Source organism: Rhizobium sp. GCM10022189, from assembly GCF_042656325.1.
Taxonomy (GTDB): domain Bacteria; phylum Pseudomonadota; class Alphaproteobacteria; order Rhizobiales; family Rhizobiaceae; genus Rhizobium.
Window position 1 is genome coordinate 81453 of record NZ_JBHSOR010000039.1, and the last position, 26094, is coordinate 107546.

Sequence of the window (26094 nt, forward strand, 5' to 3'; positions counted from 1 at the left end):
TGTCCGTCACGAAAACAAAAGCGACTTGATCACGACGGGCACGACGCCCGGGGGATTGATGAATTCGCCGAGATCGACGAAATCGAGTTCCTTCAGCTGTACGCCGTCGATCGAGATCAGCTGCGGGCCGATCTCCAGTTCCCGGTCGAGGATACGCCCGAGCGTCAGGCCGATATCGCCGTCGATCACCAGCACCAGCAACTCCCTGCGCGGACCGTCGGGTGCGGCAAACATCTTGATCGCCTTGGCGAGTTCAAGAAGCCGCGGATAGTCGGGCAGGCCGGCGAAGGTAAATGCAAGTGCCAGCGGCGCGGAGACATCACTGTCGCGGCGCGCGGCCCCGCTGGCAAAAGCCTTGGCAATCGCTTCCGCATCGACATTCTCAGGCACGGCATGGCCAAGATGCACGACCGGGATATTGTGCGACGGCAGCCCTTTGTCGCCGCTGCGATACATTGTCTTGCCGCTTACCTGCACGGTGAACTGAGAAGCACCGATAACCGTCGCGCGGATACGCTGCCCGGCATCGACGATCGGCACCTCGATGCGTGGGGTCAACTGGGAGACGAGCTCCCTGGCAAGCATCTGGGCGATATCGCCATGATCTGCCGTCTCGTATTCGAAGATATATTCCGAGACGCCACCCGAGAAAGTCACGTAGTCGGGCCGGACGTTGCGTTCGAGCGGTTCCGTCAGCAGCAGCTTCTCGCCGAGCGTATCGAGCGGTGCGCCGAGGATCTGATCGACAGCGGCTGCGGCGAGCCTCCTGGCGATCGCCAGCCGAACCTCCGGTTTTGCGAGCGTTTCGGGATCGGTTGCAAGCCCCAGTTCGGCTGCGACGAGCGCTGCCGATTCATCGACGCGCGTCCAGGCCCCCGTCTTGTCCCGCGCAACCAGGCGGCCTCCGACGGCAAAGGCTGCGACGTCGAGAATTTCGCCCTTGCTGATCAGTGCAAGCTTCGTCGTGCCGCCGCCGATATCCACATGCAGGCCGCAGGCGTTGCGCTTCCTGGAAAGTTCTGTCGCACCCGAGCCGTGGGCAGCCAGCATGCATTCGAGCTTGTGGCCGGCGGTTGCGCAGACGAAGCGGCCGGATTCGCTGGCAAAAATCTCGTCGATCGCCCGCGCATTCTTCTTCTTGATCGCCTCGCCGGTCAGGATCACAGCGCCGGTGTCGATATGGCTGCGCTTGTATCCTGCGTCTTCATAACAGTGCGCGAAGAAATGCCGGAGTTCCTGGGCGTCGATCGTCCCGTCCGGCAGAAAAGGCGTCAGCAGGATCGGAGAACGCCAGACGACCTGCCGGTCGATCACCTGAAAACGGCTCGACAGTTCCTCCGTCTCGCGCCGCATGACGACGCGAGCAAACAGCAGGTGCGATGTCGAGCTGCCGATATCGATACCGACGGTCAGAAGCTCGACCGTTTCCTGCTGCCATAGCCACTCGGAAATGACCCGGCGTTCCTCCTCGGAGAGGTCACCATGTTCGTGGTCGAAATCGAGGTCGTGCACGTGACACCGTTCCCTTTACATATGCTTGAGCCGCGCAAGCTCTGCGCGGCTCGTCGGCGGCTATCAGCTTGCCGGGCCGGCAAGGATCGGAGTCTTGATGACACCCGTCAGGCTTTCCTTCGGCAGGGCCATGATAGCCGGCTCGTCGAAGATGTCACCCATGGCCGAGGGCACGCCGGTCTTCTGCAGCTCCTCGAGGAACTTGCGATGAACGCGCGGATCCTGATCCTCGTACTCGATCTGACGCCCCCCGTCCTTGACGGAAGTCGCACCGCCGCCTTCGGCGCTCTTGCGGCGCAGCGAGATGAAGGGATAACGCCGGCTGCCGAGCGAGCAGGCGACATAACGGGCCGGCTGGTCGCAGGTGTTGAAATGCTGGTGATACATCCAGAAGGGCGGCGTATACATATAGCCGTGGCGCCAGGGGATTTCCTTGAATTCAGATTCCCCTTCGTACCACATCAGCGAATAGCCCTCGCCGTCGACCGCATGAACATGCGTGCCCGCCGCATGACGATGCGCCTTCTTGTAGCGGCCGACCGGCATCTGCGAGACGTGCGAATGCATCGTGCCATCGGCAAGGACGAAATTGACGTTGAGCGAACCCTTGCCGCGGCCGTCGAACTCGTAGAGCTTGAAGCTCGTCAGGTCGTGCACGAAATTGGTTTCCCAGACATTCTGGATCTTGCGGGCGGATTCCGCGCCATAGGTGTAGAGAACGCCCTCACCCTCGAAATGCTTGGCGCCGCCCAGGCGGTCTTCGAACTCGAAGTCGTTTTCGAAGACGAACTTGAGATTGTGGTAGAGATTGATCGTCAGTGGCGCATCATTGGTGCAGGACAGCCGCACCGTCTCCTGGCCCGAGCCGTTGTGGAACTGGTACTGGCAATTCAGCGGAATGGCGAAGAGTGCCTTCGGACCCCATTCGAAAGTCCGCGTTTCGCCGTTCGGCAGCCACACCGTCGTCGAGCCGTAGCCCGACAGCACGTAGAAGAAGGCTTCGTAAAGGTGCTTCACCGGCCGCGTCTTCTTGCCGGGCAGGACTTCGATGACATAATTCGCCATGAAGTCGCCCATGCCGTTGGTATGGGCAAAGCAGCCGCGCGCGTCGTAGCGGTCCCAGGCGCCGGTTTCAAGCGCCAGCAGGTCATGGCCGTAGTCGAAATGGATCGGGATGCCCTCCCCCTTCGACCAGTTGCCGTAGGGATCGACCAGAAACTTCGAATTGCCGGGATCGCTGGTCGCTACGGGATCGCTTACGCTTGGCTTTTCACTGACGGACATTGTCTCACTCTCGATTTCTTGTTTCTGTTTCACCGCAGGAGCCATCGGAGGATGGAGCGGCGGTTCGGCGCAATTGCGGACGGTGCCGGCGCTTGCGCGGGCGCATATTCGGTTGCAGGCAGAGGCGTCAGGCAACGCCCCCTTCGGCCGGAGACATGGGCCGCACCGTCTTGCCGAGATAGCTGGCCTCGGTCCCGTAGAGCAGGCCCTTCACATCGTCGGCCTTCAGCGACTTGATGATCTGATCCACCTGGCCGGCAAGCGGCAGCATGAGGCCGCCCTTCTGGGCCAGCTCCAGCGTCACGTCCATGTCCTTCTCCTGCCAGGTGAAGCGTGTCGTGTCCCAACGCGCGAGCGTGCCGTTGGTGCCGGGGCACAGAAGCAGGATTTCGCGCATGCGCTGGGCATCGATGCCGTAACGTTTGGCAATCAGCAGCGTCTCGTAATTGGCCACGCAATGAACCCAGTGCAACAGGTTGTTGCAGGATTTCGCGATCTGGCCGGAGCCGAGCGGACCGACACGCACGACATCGCGGCTGTAGCACATCAGCGCCGGGCGGATGCGCTCGACATCTTCCTCGCTGCCGCCGCAGAGCGACAGCAGCGTTCCCGATTTCGCGCCCGAAGCGCCGTAGACGACCGGGGCGTCTACGAGTCCAATATCCCTGCTCCTGAGCTTCGGCCCAAGCTGCAGCATCGTCTCGGGGCTGATCGTCGCGGCGACGGCAATGATCGATCCTTTCGCAGCACTTTCAGCAAGCGTTTCGCAGACGTCGATGACCTGCTGATCGGTCGCAACGACCAGAATATAGGCCTCCGCATCCGCAAGCTCCGAAAGCGCGCCAGCCGCCTTGATGCCTCTCCCGGCTGCAGCGGCCAAGCGCTCGGCACTGACATCGAAGGCAGAAACCTCATGCCCGCGGTCGAGCATATGCCCTGCCATTGCGAGCCCCATTTCCCCGGTGCCGACGACCGCGACCTTCATCCCTGTCTCCCCTTATGCCTATGCGCGTTCGAGCGCTTAACCTTCGTGCTGCGTCACCACGTCAACGAGGGCCGGAATGCCGCTCTTGACCTTGGCGATTGCCCGTTCGAGCGCCGCACCGATATCGTTCGCGTCCTCGATCGGGCCTTCGGCATACCAGCCGAGGCCACGGGCAAGGGTGGCGAAATCCGGCGCCGGATCGAAAAGATCCATGCCGATATGGGCGCGCTCTTCCGGCGTGCCGCGCTGGCGCGCCACGGTGATCTGATGTTCCCAGTCGTTGTAGTAGGCGCGGTTGTTGTGCATGACGCAGAGGAACGGTACGCGATGCTTGGCAGCAAACCAGAGCGCGCCGACATCGAACATCAGGTCGCCGTCCGTCTGGCAGTCGACGACGAGGCGCCCGGTGCCCTTGTGCGCCAGCGCGATGCCCGTTGCCATGCCGATCTGCGTCCCCGTGCCGAGAGCCTTGCCAGGCCAGCGGTAGGGCCTGTCGAAATCCCAGAGCTTCAGAGCCCAGTCTTCGAAGGCATTGGTGGTCAGCACCCAGTCCTCGTTGCGGATCTTGTCCCAGACTTCGGTGGCAAGGCGGGCGAGCGTCACCGGCTTGGCGTCCCAGTCGTTACGCGCCTCCTCGCGCCACTTGGCGCGCTGGGCGTCATGCATCTTGCCGATGGCGCTCGCGCGCTCGGCGATGCGCCGGGCAAGCGCGCCGTTGTCCTTGACGCGATCCTTGATCAGGGTGGTCAAGGCCGGGATCGCAAGTGCCGTATCGGCGAGCACACGCTGGGCCGTCTCCGGGAAACGCTGGTAATCGGTCGCCCATTTCGAAATCTCGATATCGGCAAAACCGATGTCCAGCCAATCGCAGCCTTTTGGGAACAAGGGCTTCAGCGTGCGGTTGATGCGGTCGTTGACATGCGTCGGGCGCTCCCAGTCGCGGCAGTCGAGCAGCGTGATCAGGTCCGCCTGTTTGAAGACGTCCTTGCTCATGCGCATGTCGAGCGGGTGCTCGGTCGGGAAATTCAGGCGCCATTGCGTATCGACGACGGGCGCGCCGAGCGCTTCGGCAAGGCCCACCATGTCATGATATCCGTTTTTGTCGCGGCCGACGAATTGCGGCAGCAGCACCGGCCATTCAGCCGAAACCAGACGGTCGGCTGCCTCTTCCAGCGCCTTCGGATCGGGCGCGATGCGGCTCGGCACCTTGGCGGATTTCGGCGAAGGCAGCGCGATCGGCGCCTCCAGCGGCGCTTCCTGCAAGGCTGCGTCGTAACACATGTAGATCGGGCCGCGCGGCTCGGTCATCATGATCGAATAGGCGCGGGCAAAGCTGTCAACGACACCGTCGATGCCACCCGGCTGATAGTCCCATTTCACATAGTCTCGAACCTGGTTGCCCTGCACATTGGCCGTGTGAGCCCAGTCGACGCGGGGGCGACGCTTGCCCTCGTCCATCGGACCGGTCGCCCCGATCAGGAAGACCGGCGCGCGGTCGGTATAGGCGTAATAGACACCCATTGTCGAATGCAGCAGGCCGACGACATTGTGGACGATGACGGCGAGAGGTTCCCCCGTTGCCTTGGCGTAACCATGGGCGATCTGCACGGCGATCTTCTCATGCTGGCAGACCAGCATCGGCGGATTGTTGCCGTTATGGTTGACCAGCGAGTCGTGAAGGCCACGATAGCTGGCACCCGGGTTGAGGGTGATGAAGGGAAAGCCGTATTGCTTGATCAGATCGGCGATGACATCCGACTGCCACGCGGAGGGTACGCCTTCCTTCTTCGCCGTCTTGTCAAGCGCGGCGGTCGTCACCTTGTTGTCCATGCTGCGTTCCTTCAACCGGTTGAGAAGAACCGGGCGGCTGACCGCCCGGCCATCCTGCATGGATCGATCAGTCTTCCTTGAGCGACTGCTTCAGGAAATCGACAACCTCGGGCGTCTGGTTCATGGCCCCCTTGACGAGGTTGCCCACGTCGTCGCCGATCTTCGGATCGACCGGAACGCCGATCTCCTTGGCCTTGGCCAGGAATTCCGGGTCCGAGGTTGCAGCAGCATAGGCGTCACGCAGCGCCTTCAGGCGGTCGGCCGGGATATCGGCAGGCCCGGCGGTCAGGCGGGAGATGTCACTCTGCGATTCCACAAGAGCGATGACGCGCTTTGCGTCGTCACTGTTGACGAGCGAGGAAAGCTGCGGAATGTCGGTTTCCGAACCGCCGATCTGGGCAATGAGCTTGCCGTTGCCGGCATCGACGAAGGGCTGGAACGTCGAGCGCGAGCCGATGATGCCCTGCACTTCGCCGCGGCGCATGGCAAGCTGGTCGTCACTGCCGTTATAGCCTGATACGACCTGGATCTTCAGGCCGAGCGCCTTGACGAGCATGGTCGTTTCGATCGTCGATGCGGAACCGACGCCGGCGGAGGCGAACTTGATCGGCTCCTTCAGATTGACCAGGTCCTCGTAGCTGTTGATACCGGAATCCTTGGATACGACGATGACGCGCGGATCGGACGACACCTTGCCGATCCAGGACATCTGGGCAAGGTCGAACTTGATGCCCGGATTGCCGGACAGCTGGCCGTAGATCAGGCCGGTGTTGAACGTGCCGAAGGTCAGACCGTCCGGATCGGAAGCGTAGATGAAGTTTGCGCCAATCAGGTGGCCGGCGCCGGGCATGTTCTGCACCACGAAGGTCGAGCCCGGCAGGTGCTTCTGCATGAACTGGGCGACGAGGCGTCCGTTCGTGTCGTAGCCGCCGCCGGGTGCCGTGGCGACGATATAGTTGACAGTCTTGCCTTTGAAGAAATCCGGGCCTTCCTGTGCAGCGGCAGATCCTGCCAGCATTACAAGACCGGCACCAAGGCCGAGAGCCGTCATGCGAATTGCGTTGATATTCATAGTTTCCTCCCAGTGAGCTCAATCAAAATCTGTAGGCGTCCTGCTCGTCGATCATGCCGGCCATCCCGTTTCCTCGGCGGGTTTGGTTGGCCGGCACTTCCTTCTTCGCCGCACGGTCTGTGTCCGCGCTCGGCGTTCCGTTAGATGGCACCCAGGCCAAGAGCGTGAATGGCCCAGCGCGTCACAAAGCCCGGATGAAGTTCGATGCCGAGCAGGCGTCCGAACATCAGGTAAAGGGCAAGCGTTGCGGCGATCGCCAATGCCAGCGCAAACTTCCAACTCGCTTCGCCCTGCCGGCGCAGGAATGTCAGGAGCATGATCGGCACGCTGATGTAGAAACCGAACAGGATCACCCCGGCGATGAAGCTCACGAAGTAGCTCCACATCACCACTTCCTGACGCGCCGTATGCGGCCCGAACTCCGGCAGTTCTTCATGCTGGCTGCCTTCCGGCGCACTCGCCGCCGCGATCTGCTGACCGACCGAGGCTGCAGCGCTTTCGGTCGGCGAGCGGAAGAGGTCGAGCCCGAGCTGGATGAGACAGAACACGATGCCCGGCAGGCCGACGACGAGCGGCATGAAACGCGCCTTTGCCGGATATCCGAAGGAAATGGTCACCATGGACGCGAAGATGGCAAGCATGATGACGGTCAGCACTGTGCTGAAGTTGATGTTCTTCAGGGTCATGGGCTGACCTCCACGTTGGACCGGCGGGCAGCCGGACGGAAGTTGCGATAGAAGGCGTAGCCCATCAGCGCGACGATCATGGCGATCAGCACCAGCGACAGAGGCCGCAGGAAGAAGCTGAAGCCCCACAGCTGCAGCGCCTGATTGAGCGAGGCTTCAGCCTTTCCGCCAAGCACGAGGCCGATGACGAAGGGGGCACGCGGCCAGTCGGCACGCAGGAAACCGTAGCCAATGAAGCTGAAGACAACCAGGACGATCAGGTTCTGCCACTGGAAGTCGCTGACGAAGCAGCCGAGCGATACGAAGACCAGGATGAAGGGCACGAGCATGCGGCCGTTCACGAAGGTCAGCACCGCAACCCAGCGACAGATGACGAGCAGCATGCCGACGGCGATCAGGTTGCCGACGACGAGCGCCCAGATCAGCGTCCAGACGAGATCGAGATGCTGCGTCACCATCAGGGCACCCGGCTGAATACCGAGGATCAGGAACGCGCCGAGCAGCACGGCCATGCCCGACGAACCGGGGATGCCGAAGAACAATGTCGGAAGCAGCGAGCCGCCTTCCTTGCCGTTGCTTGCGGTCTCCGGCGCAATCACGCCTTCGATCGCCCCCTTGCCGAAGCGCTCGGGATGTTTGGAACTCTGCACGGCATGGCCGTAGCAAAGCCAGGCGGCGGTCGATCCGCCGAGGCCCGGGATCATGCCGATAATGGCGCCGATGACGGACGTGCGAACAACCAGCCACCAGTGACGCGGCACTTCCATGACGCCGGACAGAAGCTGGCGATAGGAAAAGCCCGAGTCCATCGGAACGGCGGAAATCGAGCCGCCCTTGGTGCTGAGCGAAATCATTTCGGGTACGGCAAACATTGCAAGCACCGCCGTAACCAGGCTGACGCCATCCCACAGGAACAGGAAGTCGCCGGAATAGCGGGGCGTGCCGGTGATCGGGTCCATGCCGACGGTTGAGAGCATGAGGCCGTAAAAGCCGACGATCAGACCCTTGACGATGCGGTTGCCGCTCGAAAGGAAAGCGATGAAACTGATGCCGAGCAGCGCGATCAGGAAGAATTCCGCCGGGCTGAACATCAGGATGACCGGTTCCAGGATCGGGATCATGATCGCAAAGACCACGGCGCCAATGATGCCGCCAACGCCCGATGCGGTAATGCTGGCGCCGAGGGCACGCGCCGCCTGCCCCTGTTTTGCCAGCGGGTAGCCATCCAATGTCGTCGCAGCATCGTCGCCGTCGCCGGGGATGCCGAACATGATACTGGATATTTGTCCGCTGGTGCCGTTAACGGCGTGCATGGTCAGCAGAAAGACTGCGCCTGCCACCATATCCATGCCGTAGACGAATGGGATGGCCATGGCGATCGACAGCTTGCCACCGATACCGGGCGTGACACCCACCAGCAGTCCGAAAACCACCGCGATCAGCATCAGGCCCATGATGTGGGGCGAACTAACGAGGTTGAATAGCGCCCCGAACATTGTTTCAATCATTGCAGCTTCACTCCTCCCGCCGACGAAAACCGCAACAGGCCTCCGCCGATCCTCCGCACTCCCCCAGGTGCGGTTATCCTTACCCGGCGCCTCGAGCCCCTGGCATCTGGAGTTCATTAGGACCCCTCGCCAGAGCTTTGTCCAAAGCAAAAATTTATGCTTAGTCCATCACTTTTCTTGCGGGCTGGCAATAGCTATTCCGTACTGGGGTACATCGTTCCATTTAGAAGAACGTAATTTAAGTATCTGATTTCAATATAAAATATTGACAAAATCGCGGTATTTTCACATATATCATCGATAAAAAACGTGATTGTGTACCGGCTGTCGGCCTCGCGTCTGGAAAACGCGAAACCGTTCGCCATCGACAGCTTAAAAGCTTCATCCCATTGCCGAAAAAGACCGCCAACGGTGCAGTCGATAAATTTTCCTTACTGCCTTGCTAAGCGGAAATGGCATGGACTTCGTTGCCGAGCACGGCCCATCCTTCCTTGACGTCGCCCGGGATTCCTGGCCGGGCGCCGATCTCAGGCAGGCAAGGGAGGGCCGAATTGGACAAGCGGGTAGACGCTCACACGAAGAGGGAGGACGCAGTTCCGTTGTCCGACCTGCTGATTTCTTTCCTCCGGCTCGGGGCGTCGTCGTTCGGCGGCGGCATGTCCGGCTGGACACATCGCGAGATCGTCGAACGGCGCGGCTGGCTCGATGACGACAATTTCCTGAAGACGCTGACGATCGCGCAGATCCTTCCGGGAGCCAATCCGGTAAACCTTGCCGTCTATATCGGCCTGAAACTGCGGGGCTGGACCGGGGCGGCGCTTGCCTTCACGGGAATGCTGACCCCGGCCCTCACAGTGATCCTGCTGATGAGTTTTTTCTATGAAAAGATAAATGGCTATTCCGAGGCCCATACAGTGCTGCGGGGCCTTGCCTGCGTCGGCATCGCCTCGTCGCTGACGATGGGGATCAAGACCGGCCGCCGGCTGCATCGGCATGTCGTCCCTATTCTGATTGCCATCGCCGTCTTCGTCATGGTCGGTCTCCTGCGCTGGCCGCTGGTGCCGGTCGTTGCCTTCAGTATCCCGGTCAGCATCATCGCCGCCTTCTTCGTCAAGGACAAAAAGGAGGTGCAGAACCATGGATGACGCAAAGCTTCTCAACCTCGTCCTTCTCTGCATCCCGCTGTCGCTCGTATCGTTCGGCGGCGGGCAGTCGATCATCGCCGGCCTGCAGCACCAGACAGTCGACGTGTTCGGCATGCTGAGCGCGCGCGCCTTCACAGACTTTTACGCCATCTCCCGCGCGGCCCCCGGCCCCGGCACGCTGATCGTCGCGCTGATTGGCTGGCATGTTGACGGCTTGCTCGGTGCTCTTGCCGCGACACTTGCAATCTTCCTGCCGTCATCGCTGCTCGTCTGCGTCTGCGGCAGTATCTGGCACCGCCATCGCAAATCGGCCTGGGTTATTGCCGCCGAGCGCGGCCTGGCGCCCGTCGCCGCCGGTCTGATTTTTGCCGGCGTCTACACCGTTGCGCGTTCGGCCCAGCTCAACCTGATCGAGGTGGCAACGGTCGCAGCCGCCGTCGGCCTGTTGCTTTTCACCAAGGTCGGCCCCTACCCGATCCTGGCTGCCAGCGCCGTCGGCTACTTCCTGCTGAGCCTGGGCGGCTACGCCTAAGACAGGGCTTCAACACCAGGCTTTGAAAAATCGCCGAGCCCGGAATTGACCGGTCGGCGATTCGCGTTATTATCATTAAACAAGAACATCGTTCCATATATAGGAACAATCGATCCGGGAGGGTTCGATGTCAGACAAATTGCTGCTGCGCACGGCACTGGGAAAGCACGCTCACGTCAAGCCGCTGATGGACGGACGCGTTTCGTCCAGCCGCGTAACCTTCGCGTTCCGCGATTACGACCCCCTGCCCAAGGCCTTCCGCACCATGGTTCGCGGCGATGAACTCGACGTCTCGGAGCTCGCCGTCGTCACACATCTTCTCGCGCATCACTATGCCAAGCCCCTGACGGGTATCGCGATCCCGCTCTGGAGCCGGCTGCCGCACGCCAATCTCGTCTGTCCGACCGGCTCGGCCATTCGCGAGCCGAAAGACCTCAACAATACCAGGGTCGGCGTGCGCGCCTATGCCCAGACGTCGGGTGTGTGGGTGCGCGGCATCATCAAGGACGACTACGGCGTCGATCTCGACAGCATTACCTGGCTGACGATGGAGGACGCCCATCTCAGCGAATATGCCGATCCCGCAAACACGGTGCGCAACGACAGGTCCATGGGGCTTCGCGAACTGATGATGGCGGGCGAGCTCTCGGCGATCATGGGCGAGCGCGTCGTCGATCCATCGGGCATCCGCACGGTCGTTCCGGAAGGCGACAGGGCGGCCGAAGCCTGGATCGAGCGGACTGGTATCGTGCCGATCAACCACGTGCTGACCGTGCGCAACGAACTGCTCGATAGCCATTCCTGGCTCGCCGGAGAGCTGATGGAACTGTTCGAGGAGGCGCGCCGCGTGGCGATCGAGGAAGATGGCGCGACACCGCCTCCGGCCTATGGCCTGGAGGAGAACCGCCGCTCGCTGCAGCTCGCCTTCGACTATTCCGCCGACCAGAAGGTCACACCGCGGCGCTACGAAGTCGACGAGCTCTTCGTCCGCATCTGAGCGATGCCGGACACCAGCTCTCATCGATGACGCAAGGAGGATTGCGCATGATCATCGACATTCACGGACACTACACCACCGAGCCGCAGGCGCTTCACCAGTTCCGCGACAAGCAGCTTGCCGGGCTCGCCGACCCGATGCGCCGGCCGCTTACCACCGATCTCGGCATTTCGGATGATACGTTGCGCGAATCCGTGGCGCCGCAGCTGAAGCTGCAGAAGGAACGCGGCAGCGATCTGACGATCTTTTCGCCGCGTGCCGCCGGCATGGCCCACCATGTCGGTACCGAAGCGGTGAGCCAGCAGTGGACCTCGATGTCCAATGACCTGATCCATCGCATCTGCAAGCTGCTGCCGGACAATTTTGCAGCTGTCGGCCAGCTGCCGCAACATCCCGGTGCTGCGCCGAAGAACTGCATTCCGGAACTCAGGCGTATCGTCGAAGAACTCGATTTTGTCGGCGTCAATCTCAATCCGGATCCGTCCGGCGGCTACTGGACCGACCCGCCGCTCACGGATCGCCAGTGGTATCCGCTCTATGAGGCGCTCTGCGATCTGGACGTGCCGGCGATGATCCATGTCTCGTCGTCCTGCAATGCCTGCTTCCATCATACCGGCGCCCATTACATCAACGGCGATACGACGGCCTTCATGCAGCTTTTGCAGGGGGACCTGTTCAAGGATTTCCCGACGCTGAAATTCGTCATTCCGCACGGCGGCGGCGCGGTGCCCTTCCATTGGGGCCGCTATCGCGGCCTGGCGCAGGAGATGAAGAAGCCGCTTCTGACCGAGCACCTCTTGAACAATGTCTTTTTCGATACCTGCGTCTACCACTATCCCGGCATCGAACTGATGTCGAAGGTCATCCCCATCGACAATATTCTGTTCGCCTCGGAAATGCTCGGCGCCGTCAAAGGCATCGATCCTGAAACGGGGCATAACTACGATGACACGAAGCGCTATATCGACAGGCTCGAAGCGCTGGACGAGACCAGCCGCTACAAGATCTTCGAGGGCAATGCGCGCCGGGTCTATCCGCGTCTCGACGCCCAGCTGACGCGCCGCGGCCGTCCGGGCCGACCGCAATGAGCAGCGCCGGGTCAGCAGCAGGAAAGATCGTCGCTGTCGGAAATGATGGCGTTCTTCATCCACGAGGGCGGCAGGTCGTCGACCGTCACCTCGATGGCAGGTTTGAACGCCTTGAAGGCGTGTCGCGTCTCCGGCGCCGTCCAGAAGGTGACGATCGTCTCGATCGGCGGGCAGCCCGGAAGGCCGCAGGCCACTTCCGCTACCATGACCGGAATGTCGTCACCGAGGCCGAAACGTGCGCGCGTCCAGTCCTTGATGCGGCGGACGGCATCGATCTTTCCGGCATTGCGGCTTGCAGTCTTCAGCATGGTTTCCGGCTGGGTTCGGCGGCGGTCGATCGGCCGCTGCTGGCCGCCACCATAGGGCGCGACGGCGTCACTTGTCAAAAACGTTTGTCGAAACAGAGGGCTCGCCGTGCGGCGCTTATGCCGCTGGCCCACAGCCCGCATGAAGGGAGTGAAGCATGACAGAGAAGGTTCTCGCCGCGGTCCGCACCGGACCGAGCCAGATGGATTTTCGGGAATTTCCGATGCCCGACGTTCCGGAGGACGCCGCCCTCCTGAAGATGGAAGTTGCCGGCATCTGCGGCACCGATGTCAAGCTCTTCAAGACGCCGCCGAACAATGCGCCGACGATCATGGGCCACGAAAATATCGGCTATATCGCCAAGGCCGGCCGCGAATTCACCCGTCGCAAGGGTTTTAAGGAAGGCGACCTCGTCTTCGTCGAACATTACGTCATGTGCGGCAAGTGCCAATGGTGCCATCAGGGCCAGTATCGCCATTGCGAAAACACCGATTGGCGCAACAACCCGGAGAGCATCCGCTACGGCTATACCTCGGCCGAGCGCGCGCCGCATCTGTGGGGCGGTTTCGCACAATATGTCTACCTGCCGTGGAACGCCGTTGTCCATCGCGTGCCGAAGGGTGTCACGCCGGAACTTGCCGGTCTTGTCACGCCAATGGCAAACGGTGTGGAGTGGTCGCTCTTCGATGCCGGGGTCGGCTATAATTCCACCGTCCTTATCCAGGGGCCGGGCCAGCAGGGCCTGTCGCAGACCGTCATCTGCAAACAGGCGGGCGCTTCGCTGATTATCGTGACCGGCACGACCAAGGACACGGCCCGCCTCGAAGTCGCCAAGCAACTCGGCGCCGATTATGTCATCGACGTCCAGAGGGAAGACCCGCTGGCGCGTATCATGGAAATCACCGGCGGCAAGGGTGTCGATATCTCGCTCGACTGTACGGCGGGTGCGGGCACGATCCCGATCCTGCTCGGCGTCGAGGCGCTTGTGCGCAAGGCCGGCACGATCCTCGTGCAGGGCGAGATGAAGGAGTTCCCGAATTTCCCGCTCGAGAAGGTGACGACCAAGGCGATCACCATCAAGAGCGCCCGCGGCCACAGCTACCGCGCCTGCGAGCTGGCGCTCGAACAGATCGCCTCCAACCGCTTCGCGCTTGAGAAGATCACCACGCACCGCTTCGGGCTGAAGGACGCCGCACTCGCCATCCAGTCGGTCGGCGGACAGGGCGTACCCGACGTGATCCACGCATCGCTTCTGCCCTGGGAATAGGAGCAACCATGAGCCTCGGTTTCAGAATCGTGCCGCGCACCCGCAAGGTGGATGCGGCCACTATCGAGAAGTTCCGCACTCTGCCCGTTGCCAATGTCAGCGATGTCATGTCGCGCATGACGGCAGGCGGGCCTGAACTTCGCCCCTTGCATGCCTCCGGCCAGATGTCGGGGGCGGCCTTTACCGTCAAGACCCGCCCCGGCGACAATCTCATGGTCCACAAGGCACTGCTGATGGCCGAGCCCGGCGATGTCATCGTCGTCGATGCCGGCGGCGATCTCACCAATGCACTGGTCGGCGAAATGATGCTCTCGCACGCCATGAAGATCGGCGTCACCGGCGTCGTCATCAACGGCGCGGTGCGCGATTACGGATGGATCAAGGCCGGGAATTTCCCGGTCTTTGCCGCCGGCATCACGCATCGCGGCCCGTACAAGGACGGCCCCGGCGAAATCAACGTGCCGATCGCCTTCGGCGGCATGGTCATCAATCCCGGCGACCTTGTCATCGGTGACGATGACGGCCTGCTCTGCGTGCCCTATGGCACGACGGAGGAGATCTACACGCAGGCCAAGGCCAAGAATGAGGCCGAAGCGAGAACCGTGGCCAATACGCTTGCCGGCAGGCTCGATCCCAAGCTCTGGGTCGACGAAAGCCTGCGCAAGCTCGGCTGCGAAGGACTTTGAGATCAGGAGACTTGAATGGCAACGGCAGTCATTGACGGTATCAAAACGCGCTATGAGGTGATCGGCAACGGTCCGCCGCTCCTGATGTTCTCGCCCGGCGGTTTCGACGCCACGATCGAGAAATGGCGCACACAGGGCATCTATGTGACGACCCGGTTTCTGGATCACCTGCCATCGCACTTTACCTGCATCCTCTTCGACCGGCGCGAAACCGGCCAGTCGGGCGGGCGGGTCGAGCGTGTGACCTGGCACGATTATGTCGCCCAGGCGATGGGCTTGCTCGATCATCTCGGTATTGAAAAAGCCCACATCATGGGCGGCTGCATGGGCTGCAGCGTGGCGATGGCTGTCGCCACGCAATTCCCCGAGCGGGTCGACAAGATGGTGCTCTTCTGGCCGGTCGGCGGCGCCCGATACCGCATGACGGGCCATCAGCGCTTTGCCGAGCACCTGGCCTTCGTTCAGCAGAACGGGCTGGAAGCGGTCGTCGCGCTGGCGAAGGAAAGCAACAAGGCCTTCGGCGCCGATCCGCGCGGCGGCCCCTGGGTTTCCGTACTGCGGCATGACGAGGAGTTCGCCAAGCGGTACATCTCGATGAATGTCGATCACTACAAGGCAATCATCGCCGGCATGCCGCGCGGCCTCATCGACCGTGACACGTCTCCGGGCGCCGAGCCAGAGGATCTCGTCAGGCTTGACATTCCGACGTTGATTGTCCCGGGGGCCGACTTCTCGCATGCGACATCTGCCGCACGCTATCTGCAGGAATGCATCCCGGGCTCGGACTACTGGGATATTCCGGTGCCGCAGCTGACAGCTGACAATACCAACGCCCGAATCGCCGACTTCCTGAAGGCCTGATGTCAGGCCGGCAGCGCTTCCGGGAGGAACTGTCCGCTTCGGCGCGTCAGGAACTCCTGGAAGGCGGTCATGACGGGGGTCATGGCCCGGTCGGTGCGGCTGACGGCAAACCACTGGCGACGGATCGGCAGCCCGACGACATCGAGAACGGCAAGCTTGCCCTCCCGAACCTCTTCGGCGACGCTGTGGGCGGCAAGGAAAGCAAGCCCGGTATCGACCATGACGGCCCGCTTGATATCTTCAACGAGTTCCATCTCGGTGATCGGGCCGGCGGCCCGGCCGGGAATATCGGCCATAAAGCGCTCGAAGGATATGCGCGTGCTGGAACCGGTGCCGCGCACGATGAAATGCTCCTCCACAATATCCGCCTTCGAAATGCCATGGCGACCGACAAGCGGATGATGCGGCGGCGCGACGACGACCAGCGAATGCTCTCCGAAAATTGCCGCGCGCACGGAAATATCCCGCGGCGGCCGTCCAACCAGAGCGATATCGACCGTCCGCTTCTTAAGGCGCTCGATCGTTTCCGTCCGCCGGTCGATGACGAGATCAAGGTCGATGTCGGGAAACTCGTTTGCGAAGGCATTCTGCATGGCGCTCGCAAAATAACGGACGGTGGATACCGCACCGACAGTAATACGGCCGCGCTTGATGCCCTTGAACGCGTTGAGCTCGTCGCTCAGAAGCTGAAGACGATCCTCGATATCACGCGCGGCAGACAAGACAGCCCTGCCCGCTTCGGTCGGATACATGCCATGCGCCATGCGATCGAAGAGCTGGACTCCGGCCTCGGCCTCCAGCTGCTTGAGCTGTAGCGTCACGGCCGGCGCACTCAGCCGCAGCACTTTCGCAGCCTCAACGATCTTGCCATGTGACTCGATGGCAAGCAGCGACCTCAGCTGACGAAAACTTATATTTTTCATAAAAGTCACGATAAAAAAACTTAACGGCACTGTAAAGAGATTAAAATTTACTTCGGCACCGCCAGGGCCTACCGTGGCCATGATGAAGGGTAATTGTTCTCCGCTTGCGCGGGAGGCGCCTACGTCAAATGACCCCTTGCATTACCATCAGATGTTGACGACGCTGCCCCCTCATAAATTGTCGCCGACGCAGACCTCAGGAGGAAAATGACAATGAGACAATCAATCAAGCGCATGCTTCTGGCCCTTGCTGCCGTCGCGGCCCCGGCCGTTGCCTACGCTCACACCGGCGTTGGCGATACGTCGGGCTTCGTGCACGGATTCAGCCATCCGATTTCCGGGCTCGATCACATTCTCGCCATGGTCATGGTCGGCGTCTTCGCCTTCCAGCTCGGCGGCCGCGCAACCTGGCTGGTGCCGACAACCTTTGTCCTGGTTATGGCTGTTGGCGGCGGCCTCGGGATTGCCGGGATCAACGTGCCCTTTGTCGAGCTTGGCATTGCGCTTTCGGTAGTGGTCCTCGGTGCCATCGTTGCGCTGAACGTGAAGGCGCCGACCGCAGTGGCAATGGGCCTCGTCGGCCTGTTTGCGATTTTCCATGGCCACGCGCACGGAGCGGAGATGCCGGAAAATGCAGCTGGTGCAGCATATGCCGCCGGCTTCATGATTGCGACGGCCGTGCTTCACGCCGTTGGCCTCGGCCTTGGCTTCATGATCGGCCGTGCCGGCGAACGTCACGGCACCTTCGCGGTTCGCACGGCTGGCGGTGTTGCCGCCGTTGCCGGCGTCGGCATCCTGACAGGTATGATCTAAGACTTCGCACAGTGATAAAAAAAGGGCGGCAATCCAACGGATTGCCGCCCTTTTCTTATGTCCGGTACAGTTCGGTCAGCGGCGCTTGTAGGTCCGCTTGAAAGCCGTCGCGTCGATTCCGAGGGTCTGAAGAGCGGCGGTGTCGGGAACACGGCGCTCCCTGCGCGCCATCGAGCATTCATGCGCGGCGCCGACGAGGCTCATCGTGTCGAAGAAACCTCCGAATGCACTGCGGACCCAATCCGTGCGAGGCATATTCCGGTAGGCAATCGTCGTCATCTCTCATCTCCGCGTCTATTGTGCGCTGCATATAACTTGCCGGCGCAGCTGCGGAAAGAGCCTATGTTTCAATGCTGATATACGGACATCGCATAGCGACCCGAGGTGTCTGAACAGGAGCGGCTCAGATCACGAAATTCTCCATCGTCTCCGGCACGAAAATGTCTTCCGGCTGCAGCCGCCGTTTCGACAGGCCCTGCTCGTAGGAATAGCGCAGGAACGTATCCAGCGTCTGGCGGTTCTGTTTGAACCCGTAGCTCCAGTAGTCGTCTCCCATGATCCGGCGGGCTTCCTCGACATGGGCGTTCAGCCAGGGAAGCATCACCTTCAGCGCCGCCGTCTCCTCCAGATCCCGGTAGATGCGGGCCTGGGCCTCGGTGAAGGCCTTGTAGAGAGACTGGGCGATCCAGCGGTTCTTCTCGTAGATTTCCCGGCGGATGACGATCGTATGCATGATCGGGAAGATCTCGGTCTTGCGGAAATAGGCGCGCTCGACCTCGACGAAATCCTCGAACAGACGCTTCACGTGGCGACCGTCATAGGAAGAGGGCTTGCGTGCGGTAAACAGCGCATCGATTTCCCCTTCCCGGATCATCGTCGACAGCGTCTGCTGGGGACCGATACGCTTGATCTTGATGTAGGGCGGCAGGTCGAGCGGCAGTTTTTCCGGCCGGTTCGGCTGTTCTTCGCCCCCCGTGTAATGTGTCACGTCATCGACCCTGACGCCGTATTCGTCCGACAGGATCCCGCGGATCCAGACCGGAGCGGTCATCTGATATTCCGGACTGCCGACACGTTTGCCTGCGAGATCGGACGGCTGGCGAATGCCGGCATCGGCATTCACGTAGATCGAGGAGTGGCGGAAGTAGCGCGACGGAAAGACCGGTATGGCGACGAAAGGCTGCTCCTCGGTGAAGTGGGACATCACATAGGATGACAGCGACATCTCGGCGATATCGAATTCCCTGTGGCGCAGCATGCGGAAGAACGTCTCTTCCACCGGCATGTTCAGATAGACGAGTTCGATACCGTCAGGCACGACCGTACGGTCCATCAGGGCGCGCGTACGGTCATAATTCCAGCAACCGAAGGACAAACGAAGCGACGATGTCAGAATTCTCACTCCCCAACAGCAGAGCCCGAGACGGACCTTGGCATCCTCCCGCCAAGCGACTGACATCAAAAGACAATCAGTTCTCGCGCTCTTTAGCCCGACACGAAGATCCGGTCTGCGGCCCTTGATATTTCCTTGCGATCATCGGGCTCGCACAGGGAAATGTCCAAGATAAATCATATTGTCCAGCCCATACGAAAATCACTGGTCAGTCTTCTGCGACCCGATCGATCGGGTGGGCGTAGGGGCCGATCGCCGCTGCCAGGCGGTCGACCATGTTATAGATGAAGGAATGGAACAGCCGCTCGTCCGCCAGCCCCTTGTGGGAGGCGTGGGCGAGAAAGAGCGTCAGTTTCACGTCCGGGCGCTCGATGCGCCGGGCGACCAGTTCGCCGGAGCGGATTTCTTCGGAGACGATGCCGTAGGGCATGATGCTCTGGGCGACGCCATGAAGGATGAGCGCCTTGATCGCCTCCATCGATTGCACTTGGTAGGTGATCTTGACGTCCACGGAGAGGCGCGAGGCGGTTTCATGCACGCGCCGCCAGATGATGTCGCGGTTGGACACCAGCGCGAGGTCGCCGGCCACCGCGTGGCGGAAGGAGACATCGGCTTCGTCCGACTTGCCGTCCGGCGCCGATATCAGCAGCAGGTCTTCTTCCATCAGCGCGATACGCCTCAGGCCCGGGCTGTCGTCGATATCATAGGCGAGCACGTAATCGAGCTCGCCACGCTCCAGCGCATCCGTCAGCACGAAGCTCAGTTCCTCGACGACGTGAAGCGCGATGCCCGGAAGCTGCTCGTTGGCGGCGACAAGAAGATCGGTGCCGATGAGTTTCAGGATGCTCGGCGTCGCACCGAGCCGTACCCTGACACGTTCGCCGCCGAGCGAGATCAGGTCACGCCGCGTCTCCTCGATACGCTGGAGAATTTCCAGCGCCCGCTCATAGAGCAGCATGCCTGCCGGCGTGGCGCTGACGCCGCGCGAATGCCGGTCGAGAAGCTGGATCTGCAGCGAATCTTCAAGATTGCGGATCTGGATGCCGAGAGCGGTCTGGGCAAGGTTCAGCTGTTCGGCGGCACGAGTGATGTTGCCGACTTCGACCACCTTCACGAAATAAGAGAGCTGGCGAAGTTTCATGTCAGTAGAACTGGTCGAAATGGACCTGGGCCTGCGGCACGCCAAGGTCGATGAGCATTTTCTGGATGGCCTGGCCCATCATCGGCGGACCGGCGAAATAGATCTCGCATTCCGGCAGTCGATCCGCAAACAGCTTTGCGGCGATCTCGTGCACGAAGCCGCGATAGCCGTCCCAGCCGTCGTCCTCCGCGGGCATGCCGGAAACGACCGGGTGGTAGTGAAGTGTGCTGCCGAAGCCCGGAAGCTCCTCCAGCATATCACGCCCGCAGATATCGCGCGCTTCCCTGCCCCCATAGATGAAATCGATACGGCGGCCCGCCAAAGCTGGCGAAACGGCTGCAGCCCGCGTCACCGAAATCATCGGCGAGAGGCCTGAGCCGCCGGCGAGACAGATGATGTCGCGGGGTGAATCCTCGCGCAGATAGGCCATGCCATAGGGGCCGTCGATGCCGATGCGATCTCCCGCCTTGAGCTTGTCAAACAGCGTAGAAGTGGCCGCGCCATTCGGTACGCGCCGGATCTGGAAGTGCCATTCCTCCGGTTGGTCTCCCCTGTTGGCCATGGAATAGGCGCGACTGCCCTCCACGCCCGCGAGCGAAAGAAGCGCATACTGGCCGGAGAGAAATGGCACGGGCCTGTCGAGACGGAAGCGGAATTCTCTAATGTCGTGGGTTATGTCTCGGATGCCTGCCAGCGTCGCTTCCTGGCGCACCGGCGCGTGCGTGCTGACATATTGCGGCATCAGCCGCAGCTTGACGAGGCAGTCCGTCAGTGGCCGCGACTGGCAACCAAGCCTGCGTCCGCGCTGGCGGTCGCGATCGCTGAGACCCGGCGCATCCGGGCGAAGCTCCTCGATCTCGCCCTCAAGAAGATCGAAACGGCAATTGCCGCAGGAGCCGACATTGCATTCATAGGGAAAGCCGAGACCGGCGCGAATGGCGGATCGCATGATCGTGTCTCCGTCGGCGCAGGACCATTTCGTATCGGTCCCGCTCAATGTCATCACGGTCATGCTTTCCTCCCTGTCATCTTTGTCTGTAACCCGCTCCATGGCCGAGACGGGACGAAATGGTTGCCACCGTTTCCAAGAGCGGCGGCGCGAAATTCTCTATGGCTTCGAGCGAGAGCCGCAGCGACGGGCCGGCGACGCCGACGGCGCCGACGACGGCACCGGTGGAATCGCGGACGGGGGCAGCAATCGCCCGGATGCCCGGCTCGCTCTCTTCGTCTTCGATCGCAAAGCCGCGCTGGCGGACTTCAGCGAAAATCTCGCGCACCCGCGCGGGATCGGTGATCGTATGTGGCGTGCGGCGAACAAGCGGCCCTGCAAGCAGGCGCTCGACCGTCTCCTCCGGCGCGAAGGCGAAGATCGCCCGGCCGACCGCGGTGCAATGGGCCGGTCGGCGGGCGCCGAGGTCAGACTTGATGCCGACCGCCTGCGGGCTTTCCAGGTCGTAGACATGCATCACTTCCGTATCGGTCGGGATGCCGAGGATGATGGTCTCGCCGGTATGCTTGCGAAGGTCGAAGAGGTACGGACGCGCCTCGTTCGACAGGTTCATGCGGCGGCGCACCAGCGTTCCAAGTCCGAACAGGCCGACACCCAGGCGATAGCGCTCGGTTTCGGGGTTCTGTTCGAGCAGCCCTTCGGCGACCAGCGTCACGGCAAGCCGGTGAACCGTGCTCTTTGCCACCTTCAGCTTCTGAGCCAGCGCGCTGACGCCGATTTCGACCTCGTCCTCCGAAAACGCTTTCAAAAGACGGATCGCCGTCGTGACCGAAGACAAGCGATTGCGTTTGGCAGGCGCTGCCTTTTTCGTGCGTGCCGTTTCCTTCACAGATGCGTTCATGGCGTGCGTTTTCCGTCTCTTTGCAAGGAGTAAGGGATCGTCCATAACACAGCTCCTGCAAATACTCACGCCACGCCTTGAAGCATTCTCAGACCCTCAAGGCGCTCAGCATCTCGGCGACATAGTCGTCGCCGTTGGAGATGACGAGCATCGCCGCAAAGGGACGCATCGCCGTCAGCGTCCGGGCAAGATCGAGCGCCGGCACGTCCGCCGAACTCACGACCAGACCCGTCGTCATCTTGCTGCGCACGAAGCACGCATTGCCGATAACCTCCGCCGCCTCCGCCGAGCTGCCGGCCGTCGTCAGCATGACGACGACATCGGCATCCGCGATTTCGTCGACCAGCGCCGAGCGCTTGCCGGAGAGATCTTCCAGTACCGCGTCGACGGGCAGCATCTTCAAAGAATCGCTCGCGGGCTTGGCTTCGACGTAACGCAGGAAATGCGCATGGCCTCCGGCATAACCGGCCGCCAGCCGTTCAAGCGTCGCCTCGGCGCTCTTGTCGAGGGCGATGATGCGCGACTTTCGCGGCCGCGAATTCGGATAGTTGATCCGGAAACGCGCCTCCTGCGCCGTCGTGGCGCGTGCACTTTCGCTCAATCCGAGGTGCATGATTGCCTCCCTGTCAGACGCTCGTCTGCGCCTTGCCCGAGATCACGGTCAGCGCCTCATCGGCGATATCGGTATAGGCCTTGTCCGCCGGCAGCACGATCGCGGCAGACCGCACCCGGTGATGAGCCGGATCGACGCCGGGCGGCGTGGTGCCCTTGTCCTTGAGCGCACGGGCCGCCCGCATCAGCCGGTGGCGTGCCATGATGATGCCGTTGTCGGTCGAAACCAGGTTTTCCTTGCTGCGGTCGACGATCGGCCCCATGCTTTCCTGCAGCGACGCATCCTGCATGGCGATGCCCTCGACGCCGGAATAGGTAATGCCCTTGCGCTGGGCTTCCCGGTCCATCAGGTAATCGTTGTCCTTGTTGGCGAGCGGCCGATAGGTGCCGGGAACATAGGCGACATGGATGCCCTTGCCGTCCTTCATGGCCTGGCGCTCTTCGCTCGTCAGCGCCCGCACCGGGTGATAGTCGAAGCTCCAGGCCCAGCAGTTTTCGTCGTCGATCGGGATCCAGAAATGGCCGTGAACCGGGTGATCGCCGCGCGGCGGAACCATGGTGAAGGACGGCATGACCCAGGGCGTGATACGCCAGTAGTAGTGGCCCTCTTCCGCATTGCGACGCGCGCCGATGTAGAGGCCGCCCGCCATGTCGGTCACTTCAAAGAAGGGCCGGGCATCGGACATGTTGTATTTGTTGCCGCGAGCGCCCTTGAAGAGCGGGTCGGAATTCAGGCTGCCGCTGTGGAGCCAGGAGACATGGCTCGAATCGATTCCGCCTTCCATGGCCTGCAGCCAGTTGCATTCCTGCCAGCGCTTGGACGTGAAGGTCTGTTCGGCCGGCACGAGCGCGAATTCCCATTCCGGATGCGGCGGCTCCTTGTCTGCCGGCCCCATATAGGTCCACAGAATGTCGCCGATCTTGATCAACGGATAGGACTTCAGCTTGATCTTGCTGCAATAACCGCTTTCGGCCGGCTCGGAAGGGACCTCGATGCACTGGCCGGTATGATCGTATTTCCAGCCATGATAGGGGCAGCGCAGGCCGCCATGCTCATTGCGGCCGAACCAGAGCGAGACGCCGCGATGGGCGCAGAACTCGTCGATCAACCCATAACGCCCCTCGCTATCGCGGAACGCCAGAAGGCGCTCGCCGAGCAGCTTGATGCGGACAGGCGCACAGTCATTGTCCGGCAGTTCTTCGGCCAGCAGCGCCGGAATCCAGTAACAGCGGAACATCTCACCCATCGGCGTACCGATATCGGTCTGGGTCAATAGATCGTTCTGTTCTTTCCTGAGCATGACAACTCCTCCTCGAGTTCGTCCGTGGCCGACGGCTGCGCCGCGCCACCTCGTGTTTCCTCCGGCCGATCGGATTTGCGGTTGACCTTCACGCCGGATCGGGTATTTTTACCGAGTGTTCCGTTATGCAGAACATCGTTTCGTTTTAAACGCTACATCCAGACGGCAGGCTAGTCAAGCGCTGGCAAGGCCATCCAGGCAGAGGAGGAAAGACCAATGGCGGAAGTGGGTTCTCGGATCAGGCTGTGCTCGACCGATGACGTGGATTGGGATAGCGCGATCCGGGTCGAGGAAGGCGATCTGACGCTTGCCGTGTTCAACGTGAACGGCACGTTCTACGTGACCGACGACCTCTGTACGCACGGTCCCGGATCGCTGTCGGAAGGCTATCTCGATGGTCACAACGTCGAATGCGACTTCCACAACGGACAGTTCGACGTGCGCACCGGAGAGGTCGTCGCCCCGCCCTGCATGATCCCTATCAAGACCTACAGAGTCATCGTCGAAAACAACGACGTGCTGATCGAAGTCTGACACCCGCCGCTTGCGGAAGATAAAAAGTCGTATAATGTGGGATTAATTTCAAACGGGAGGAGCCGATCATGCAATCTCACAAACACGCGGACGAACCGCAGACCGAACTGTCGGAAAATACGCTGCGCCATGATGTGTCCATGGCGACGCGTCTCCTGAACAGCCTGAAAATTCTTGAGTATAGCGGCCATGTTAGCGCCCGCCTGCCGGGCGGAACGACTTTTCTGATCCAGCCGCAGGACAAGAGCCGCGCCGATGTCGCACCCGATGATCTGCTGGTCTGCGACCTCGACGGCAAGGTCGTGGCTGGTACGCCTGGCGTCAAACCGCCGTCGGAGACATTCCTTCATTGTGAGATTTACCGATCGCGGCAGGATGTGAACTCCGTCGCCCATTTCCATCACGACGTGACCAACGTCTTCACGCTGGTGGAAGACGTTCCCCTTCCCCCGGTCAAGAACCACGCCATCCGCTGGCGCAACGGCATTCCCGTCCATGCCGATCCCGCCCATGTCGATACGCCCGAGCGCGGCCGCGGCATCGTGGCGACGCTCGGCGATTGTCATGCGATGCAGATTCGCGCGCACGGTCAGATCGTTACCGCCGAGACGGTGCGTGGCGTCTTCATCGATGCCGTGCATCTGGTCGAGAACGCCGAAGCTGCCTATCGGGCCGCCTCGCTCGGCAAGATAAAGCCGCTGACCGAGGAAGAAATGGCATCCTTCGCCCACAGTTTCCGCCGCGGCCACCACATCCGCAAGCTCTGGAAATATTACGCGGGCGGCGCTATCCGCGACGGCCTGTTCCCGGCAGATTGGAACACGGCGGCCTGACGCAGATGAGCCGGAGCTCCGCACATTGCTCCGGCTCACGCAGCCGATTGCTTGCCGCCTGATCATCGCTCTATAGTAAGGCCTTCCTGATATTGTCGAGGCGGGATTCGATTTGCTGATGGACTGGTCTTTCGAGGGCTCGATCGGGCCTTACGCTCACCCGAGGGTGGAGATGCCAGCTTGAACAGCCTCGAGAAAATGATCGGCCTGCTCGATCTCTTCGATGCGGGCGAAGACACGGTGGCGCTCACTTTCGACGAACTCTGCGATCGGCTCGGCTATACCCGCTCGACCCTCTACCGCTACCTCAAGATCCTGACGGATGCCGGCCTGCTGACGTCTCTGCCCGGCGTCGGCTATATGCTTGGCCCCCGCATCGTCGAACTGGACTACAAGATCCGGACCGGCGACGTGCTCATCCGCGCCGCGCGCCCGATGATGGAAGAACTCGCCGCCCGCTTCAAAGCGGTTGCGCTCCTCTGCCGCCGCTATAAGTTCGAAGTGCTCTGCGTGCACCAGGAAGCAGGAACAGACGCGGTTCACAGCAATTATGACCGCGGACGCAGCCGTTCGCTGCTCCACGGTGCGGCCTCGATCGCGATCCTCGCCTATCTGCCGGATCACCAGCTGCGAAAGTTCTACGGGCTTGCGCAGGACGAGTTCCTCAAGGCGGGCTTCGGCAGTTCCCTTCCGGACGTGAAGGCGAAATTCCGCCAGCACCGCGACCGCGGCTGGGTGAGCACCAGCGGCGATGTGACGCCTGGCGTCACCGGCATTGCGGCGCCTGTTTTCGATGGTCGCTCCGAAATCATCGGCAGCCTCAGCCTGACACTGCGCGACACGCAGATACAGGCAAAGACACTCGACGATATTGCCGGACAGGTCGTCTTTTGCGCCGGCGTCCTTTCCAAGACGCTGGCGCGCAGCTGACGGTT

Annotated in this window: 27 protein-coding genes; 11 read left to right on the forward strand and 16 right to left on the reverse strand. The window is 61.5% G+C overall.

Annotated features, from left to right (window positions below; all coding sequences use genetic code 11):
* Positions 1 to 6 precede the first annotated feature (6 nt).
* The 7 genes from ACFPWW_RS15405 to ACFPWW_RS15435 all read right to left on the reverse strand — a co-directional run bounded on the left by ACFPWW_RS15405 (position 7) and on the right by ACFPWW_RS15435 (position 8877).
* A complete protein-coding gene (locus ACFPWW_RS15405; RefSeq protein ID WP_377312403.1) occupies positions 7 to 1512 on the reverse strand; it encodes an ethanolamine ammonia-lyase reactivating factor EutA in 1506 nt (501 codons plus the stop codon).
* 63 nt (positions 1513 to 1575) lie between these two features.
* Complete coding sequence (locus tag ACFPWW_RS15410) at positions 1576 to 2796, reverse strand: hypothetical protein (RefSeq protein ID WP_377312404.1); 1221 nt, start codon at positions 2794 to 2796, stop codon at positions 1576 to 1578.
* A gap of 127 nt (positions 2797 to 2923) precedes the next feature.
* A complete protein-coding gene (locus ACFPWW_RS15415; protein WP_112704119.1) occupies positions 2924 to 3781 on the reverse strand; it encodes an NAD(P)-dependent oxidoreductase in 858 nt (285 codons plus the stop codon).
* 36 nt (positions 3782 to 3817) lie between these two features.
* Positions 3818 to 5671 (reverse strand): thiamine pyrophosphate-binding protein, encoded by a 1854-nt coding sequence (locus ACFPWW_RS15420; protein WP_377312405.1) that lies wholly within the window; start codon positions 5669 to 5671, stop codon positions 3818 to 3820.
* 7 nt (positions 5672 to 5678) lie between these two features.
* Entirely contained in the window at positions 5679 to 6683 is a 1005-nt protein-coding gene (locus ACFPWW_RS15425) for a Bug family tripartite tricarboxylate transporter substrate binding protein (RefSeq protein WP_112571973.1), read from the reverse strand.
* 140 nt (positions 6684 to 6823) lie between these two features.
* Positions 6824 to 7369, reverse strand: a complete 546-nt coding sequence (locus ACFPWW_RS15430) for a tripartite tricarboxylate transporter TctB family protein (RefSeq protein WP_112755617.1) — start codon at positions 7367 to 7369, stop codon at positions 6824 to 6826.
* A complete protein-coding gene (locus tag ACFPWW_RS15435; protein ID WP_162702920.1) occupies positions 7366 to 8877 on the reverse strand; it encodes a tripartite tricarboxylate transporter permease in 1512 nt (503 codons plus the stop codon). The genes ACFPWW_RS15430 and ACFPWW_RS15435 overlap by 4 nt, the downstream gene beginning before the upstream one ends.
* A 452-nt stretch (positions 8878 to 9329) precedes the next feature.
* On the opposite strand from ACFPWW_RS15435, the gene ACFPWW_RS15440 reads away from it, so the two are divergent.
* The 4 genes from ACFPWW_RS15440 (at position 9330) to ACFPWW_RS15455 (ending at position 12639) form a co-directional block, all read left to right on the forward strand.
* A complete protein-coding gene (locus tag ACFPWW_RS15440; protein ID WP_377312406.1) occupies positions 9330 to 10022 on the forward strand; it encodes a chromate transporter in 693 nt (230 codons plus the stop codon).
* The gene (locus ACFPWW_RS15445) at positions 10015 to 10554 is read left to right on the forward strand and encodes a chromate transporter (RefSeq protein ID WP_112571981.1); all 540 of its coding nucleotides are present in this window, start codon (positions 10015 to 10017) and stop codon (positions 10552 to 10554) included. Before ACFPWW_RS15440 ends, ACFPWW_RS15445 begins: the two co-directional genes overlap by 8 nt.
* A 127-nt stretch (positions 10555 to 10681) precedes the next feature.
* A complete protein-coding gene (locus ACFPWW_RS15450) occupies positions 10682 to 11551 on the forward strand; it encodes a phosphate ABC transporter substrate-binding protein (RefSeq protein ID WP_377312407.1) in 870 nt (289 codons plus the stop codon).
* Between the two features lie 47 nt (positions 11552 to 11598).
* A complete protein-coding gene (locus tag ACFPWW_RS15455) occupies positions 11599 to 12639 on the forward strand; it encodes an amidohydrolase family protein (RefSeq protein WP_112755607.1) in 1041 nt (346 codons plus the stop codon).
* An 11-nt stretch (positions 12640 to 12650) separates the two neighbouring features.
* On the opposite strand, the gene ACFPWW_RS15460 is transcribed toward ACFPWW_RS15455, so the two are convergent.
* Positions 12651 to 13025 carry a hypothetical protein gene (locus ACFPWW_RS15460; RefSeq protein ID WP_377312408.1) on the reverse strand — a complete coding sequence of 125 codons (375 nt, stop codon included), beginning with the start codon at positions 13023 to 13025 and terminating at the stop codon, positions 12651 to 12653.
* Between the two features lie 77 nt (positions 13026 to 13102).
* On the opposite strand from ACFPWW_RS15460, the gene ACFPWW_RS15465 reads away from it, so the two are divergent.
* Genes ACFPWW_RS15465 through ACFPWW_RS15475 form a run of 3 tightly spaced genes read left to right on the forward strand, consistent with a single transcriptional unit; the run spans position 13103 to position 15759 of the window.
* A complete protein-coding gene (locus tag ACFPWW_RS15465; protein ID WP_113497898.1) occupies positions 13103 to 14212 on the forward strand; it encodes a zinc-dependent alcohol dehydrogenase in 1110 nt (369 codons plus the stop codon).
* Between the two features lie 8 nt (positions 14213 to 14220).
* Complete coding sequence (locus ACFPWW_RS15470; protein ID WP_112571989.1) at positions 14221 to 14898, forward strand: RraA family protein; 678 nt, start codon at positions 14221 to 14223, stop codon at positions 14896 to 14898.
* 15 nt (positions 14899 to 14913) lie between these two features.
* Positions 14914 to 15759, forward strand: coding sequence for an alpha/beta fold hydrolase (locus ACFPWW_RS15475; RefSeq protein WP_377312409.1), 846 nt, complete (start codon positions 14914 to 14916; stop codon positions 15757 to 15759).
* Between the two features lie 2 nt (positions 15760 to 15761).
* Here ACFPWW_RS15475 and ACFPWW_RS15480 read toward each other — a convergent pair whose 3' ends face one another.
* Positions 15762 to 16682 (reverse strand): LysR family transcriptional regulator, encoded by a 921-nt coding sequence (locus tag ACFPWW_RS15480; RefSeq protein ID WP_113497895.1) that lies wholly within the window; start codon positions 16680 to 16682, stop codon positions 15762 to 15764.
* Positions 16683 to 16895: 213 nt separating this feature from the next.
* On the opposite strand from ACFPWW_RS15480, the gene ACFPWW_RS15485 reads away from it, so the two are divergent.
* Entirely contained in the window at positions 16896 to 17495 is a 600-nt protein-coding gene (locus ACFPWW_RS15485; RefSeq protein WP_112571995.1) for a HupE/UreJ family protein, read from the forward strand.
* A 75-nt stretch (positions 17496 to 17570) separates the two neighbouring features.
* On the opposite strand, the gene ACFPWW_RS15490 is transcribed toward ACFPWW_RS15485, so the two are convergent.
* The 7 genes from ACFPWW_RS15490 to ACFPWW_RS15520 all read right to left on the reverse strand — a co-directional run bounded on the left by ACFPWW_RS15490 (position 17571) and on the right by ACFPWW_RS15520 (position 23792).
* Complete coding sequence (locus ACFPWW_RS15490) at positions 17571 to 17774, reverse strand: hypothetical protein (protein ID WP_112571997.1); 204 nt, start codon at positions 17772 to 17774, stop codon at positions 17571 to 17573.
* Between the two features lie 124 nt (positions 17775 to 17898).
* Positions 17899 to 18828: an ABC transporter substrate-binding protein gene (locus tag ACFPWW_RS15495; protein ID WP_112572027.1), complete on the reverse strand. Its 930-nt coding sequence runs from the start codon at positions 18826 to 18828 to the stop codon at positions 17899 to 17901.
* 268 nt (positions 18829 to 19096) lie between these two features.
* Positions 19097 to 20029 (reverse strand): LysR family transcriptional regulator, encoded by a 933-nt coding sequence (locus ACFPWW_RS15500; protein WP_112571999.1) that lies wholly within the window; start codon positions 20027 to 20029, stop codon positions 19097 to 19099.
* 1 nt (position 20030) lies between these two features.
* Positions 20031 to 21041: a 2Fe-2S iron-sulfur cluster-binding protein gene (locus ACFPWW_RS15505; protein ID WP_377312411.1), complete on the reverse strand. Its 1011-nt coding sequence runs from the start codon at positions 21039 to 21041 to the stop codon at positions 20031 to 20033.
* A 13-nt stretch (positions 21042 to 21054) separates the two neighbouring features.
* A complete protein-coding gene (locus ACFPWW_RS15510) occupies positions 21055 to 21879 on the reverse strand; it encodes an IclR family transcriptional regulator (RefSeq protein ID WP_377312412.1) in 825 nt (274 codons plus the stop codon).
* Positions 21880 to 21967: 88 nt separating this feature from the next.
* A complete protein-coding gene (locus ACFPWW_RS15515) occupies positions 21968 to 22492 on the reverse strand; it encodes a 3-methyl-2-oxobutanoate hydroxymethyltransferase (RefSeq protein ID WP_113413380.1) in 525 nt (174 codons plus the stop codon).
* Positions 22493 to 22505: 13 nt separating this feature from the next.
* Positions 22506 to 23792 carry a Rieske 2Fe-2S domain-containing protein gene (locus ACFPWW_RS15520; RefSeq protein ID WP_113413381.1) on the reverse strand — a complete coding sequence of 429 codons (1287 nt, stop codon included), beginning with the start codon at positions 23790 to 23792 and terminating at the stop codon, positions 22506 to 22508.
* A gap of 216 nt (positions 23793 to 24008) precedes the next feature.
* On the opposite strand from ACFPWW_RS15520, the gene ACFPWW_RS15525 reads away from it, so the two are divergent.
* The 3 genes from ACFPWW_RS15525 to ACFPWW_RS15535 all read left to right on the forward strand — a co-directional run bounded on the left by ACFPWW_RS15525 (position 24009) and on the right by ACFPWW_RS15535 (position 26089).
* Entirely contained in the window at positions 24009 to 24326 is a 318-nt protein-coding gene (locus ACFPWW_RS15525; RefSeq protein ID WP_112572007.1) for a non-heme iron oxygenase ferredoxin subunit, read from the forward strand.
* A 68-nt stretch (positions 24327 to 24394) separates the two neighbouring features.
* Positions 24395 to 25159 carry a class II aldolase/adducin family protein gene (locus ACFPWW_RS15530; protein ID WP_112572009.1) on the forward strand — a complete coding sequence of 255 codons (765 nt, stop codon included), beginning with the start codon at positions 24395 to 24397 and terminating at the stop codon, positions 25157 to 25159.
* A gap of 180 nt (positions 25160 to 25339) precedes the next feature.
* Positions 25340 to 26089 carry an IclR family transcriptional regulator gene (locus ACFPWW_RS15535; RefSeq protein ID WP_112704128.1) on the forward strand — a complete coding sequence of 250 codons (750 nt, stop codon included), beginning with the start codon at positions 25340 to 25342 and terminating at the stop codon, positions 26087 to 26089.
* Positions 26090 to 26094: the final 5 nt, after the last annotated feature.

What these genes read in the sequence shown, in the direction of transcription:
- ACFPWW_RS15410 (WP_377312404.1), bottom strand. Translation starts at nt 2,796, where the DNA reads ATGTCCGTCAGTGAAAAGCCAAGCGTAAGCGATCCCGTAGCGACCAGC.
- ACFPWW_RS15415 (WP_112704119.1), bottom strand. Translation starts at nt 3,781, where the DNA reads ATGAAGGTCGCGGTCGTCGGCACCGGGGAAATGGGGCTCGCAATGGCA.
- ACFPWW_RS15420 (WP_377312405.1), bottom strand. Translation starts at nt 5,671, where the DNA reads ATGCAGGATGGCCGGGCGGTCAGCCGCCCGGTTCTTCTCAACCGGTTG.
- ACFPWW_RS15425 (WP_112571973.1), bottom strand. Translation starts at nt 6,683, where the DNA reads ATGAATATCAACGCAATTCGCATGACGGCTCTCGGCCTTGGTGCCGGT.
- ACFPWW_RS15430 (WP_112755617.1), bottom strand. Translation starts at nt 7,369, where the DNA reads ATGACCCTGAAGAACATCAACTTCAGCACAGTGCTGACCGTCATCATG.
- ACFPWW_RS15435 (WP_162702920.1), bottom strand. Translation starts at nt 8,877, where the DNA reads ATGATTGAAACAATGTTCGGGGCGCTATTCAACCTCGTTAGTTCGCCC.
- ACFPWW_RS15440 (WP_377312406.1), top strand. Translation starts at nt 9,330, where the DNA reads ATGGCATGGACTTCGTTGCCGAGCACGGCCCATCCTTCCTTGACGTCG.
- ACFPWW_RS15445 (WP_112571981.1), top strand. Translation starts at nt 10,015, where the DNA reads ATGGATGACGCAAAGCTTCTCAACCTCGTCCTTCTCTGCATCCCGCTG.
- ACFPWW_RS15450 (WP_377312407.1), top strand. Translation starts at nt 10,682, where the DNA reads ATGTCAGACAAATTGCTGCTGCGCACGGCACTGGGAAAGCACGCTCAC.
- ACFPWW_RS15455 (WP_112755607.1), top strand. Translation starts at nt 11,599, where the DNA reads ATGATCATCGACATTCACGGACACTACACCACCGAGCCGCAGGCGCTT.
- ACFPWW_RS15465 (WP_113497898.1), top strand. Translation starts at nt 13,103, where the DNA reads ATGACAGAGAAGGTTCTCGCCGCGGTCCGCACCGGACCGAGCCAGATG.
- ACFPWW_RS15470 (WP_112571989.1), top strand. Translation starts at nt 14,221, where the DNA reads ATGAGCCTCGGTTTCAGAATCGTGCCGCGCACCCGCAAGGTGGATGCG.
- ACFPWW_RS15475 (WP_377312409.1), top strand. Translation starts at nt 14,914, where the DNA reads ATGGCAACGGCAGTCATTGACGGTATCAAAACGCGCTATGAGGTGATC.
- ACFPWW_RS15480 (WP_113497895.1), bottom strand. Translation starts at nt 16,682, where the DNA reads ATGAAAAATATAAGTTTTCGTCAGCTGAGGTCGCTGCTTGCCATCGAG.
- ACFPWW_RS15485 (WP_112571995.1), top strand. Translation starts at nt 16,896, where the DNA reads ATGAGACAATCAATCAAGCGCATGCTTCTGGCCCTTGCTGCCGTCGCG.
- ACFPWW_RS15490 (WP_112571997.1), bottom strand. Translation starts at nt 17,774, where the DNA reads ATGACGACGATTGCCTACCGGAATATGCCTCGCACGGATTGGGTCCGC.
- ACFPWW_RS15495 (WP_112572027.1), bottom strand. Translation starts at nt 18,828, where the DNA reads ATGGACCGTACGGTCGTGCCTGACGGTATCGAACTCGTCTATCTGAAC.
- ACFPWW_RS15500 (WP_112571999.1), bottom strand. Translation starts at nt 20,029, where the DNA reads ATGAAACTTCGCCAGCTCTCTTATTTCGTGAAGGTGGTCGAAGTCGGC.
- ACFPWW_RS15505 (WP_377312411.1), bottom strand. Translation starts at nt 21,041, where the DNA reads ATGACCGTGATGACATTGAGCGGGACCGATACGAAATGGTCCTGCGCC.
- ACFPWW_RS15510 (WP_377312412.1), bottom strand. Translation starts at nt 21,879, where the DNA reads ATGAACGCATCTGTGAAGGAAACGGCACGCACGAAAAAGGCAGCGCCT.
- ACFPWW_RS15515 (WP_113413380.1), bottom strand. Translation starts at nt 22,492, where the DNA reads ATGCACCTCGGATTGAGCGAAAGTGCACGCGCCACGACGGCGCAGGAG.
- ACFPWW_RS15520 (WP_113413381.1), bottom strand. Translation starts at nt 23,792, where the DNA reads ATGCTCAGGAAAGAACAGAACGATCTATTGACCCAGACCGATATCGGT.
- ACFPWW_RS15525 (WP_112572007.1), top strand. Translation starts at nt 24,009, where the DNA reads ATGGCGGAAGTGGGTTCTCGGATCAGGCTGTGCTCGACCGATGACGTG.
- ACFPWW_RS15530 (WP_112572009.1), top strand. Translation starts at nt 24,395, where the DNA reads ATGCAATCTCACAAACACGCGGACGAACCGCAGACCGAACTGTCGGAA.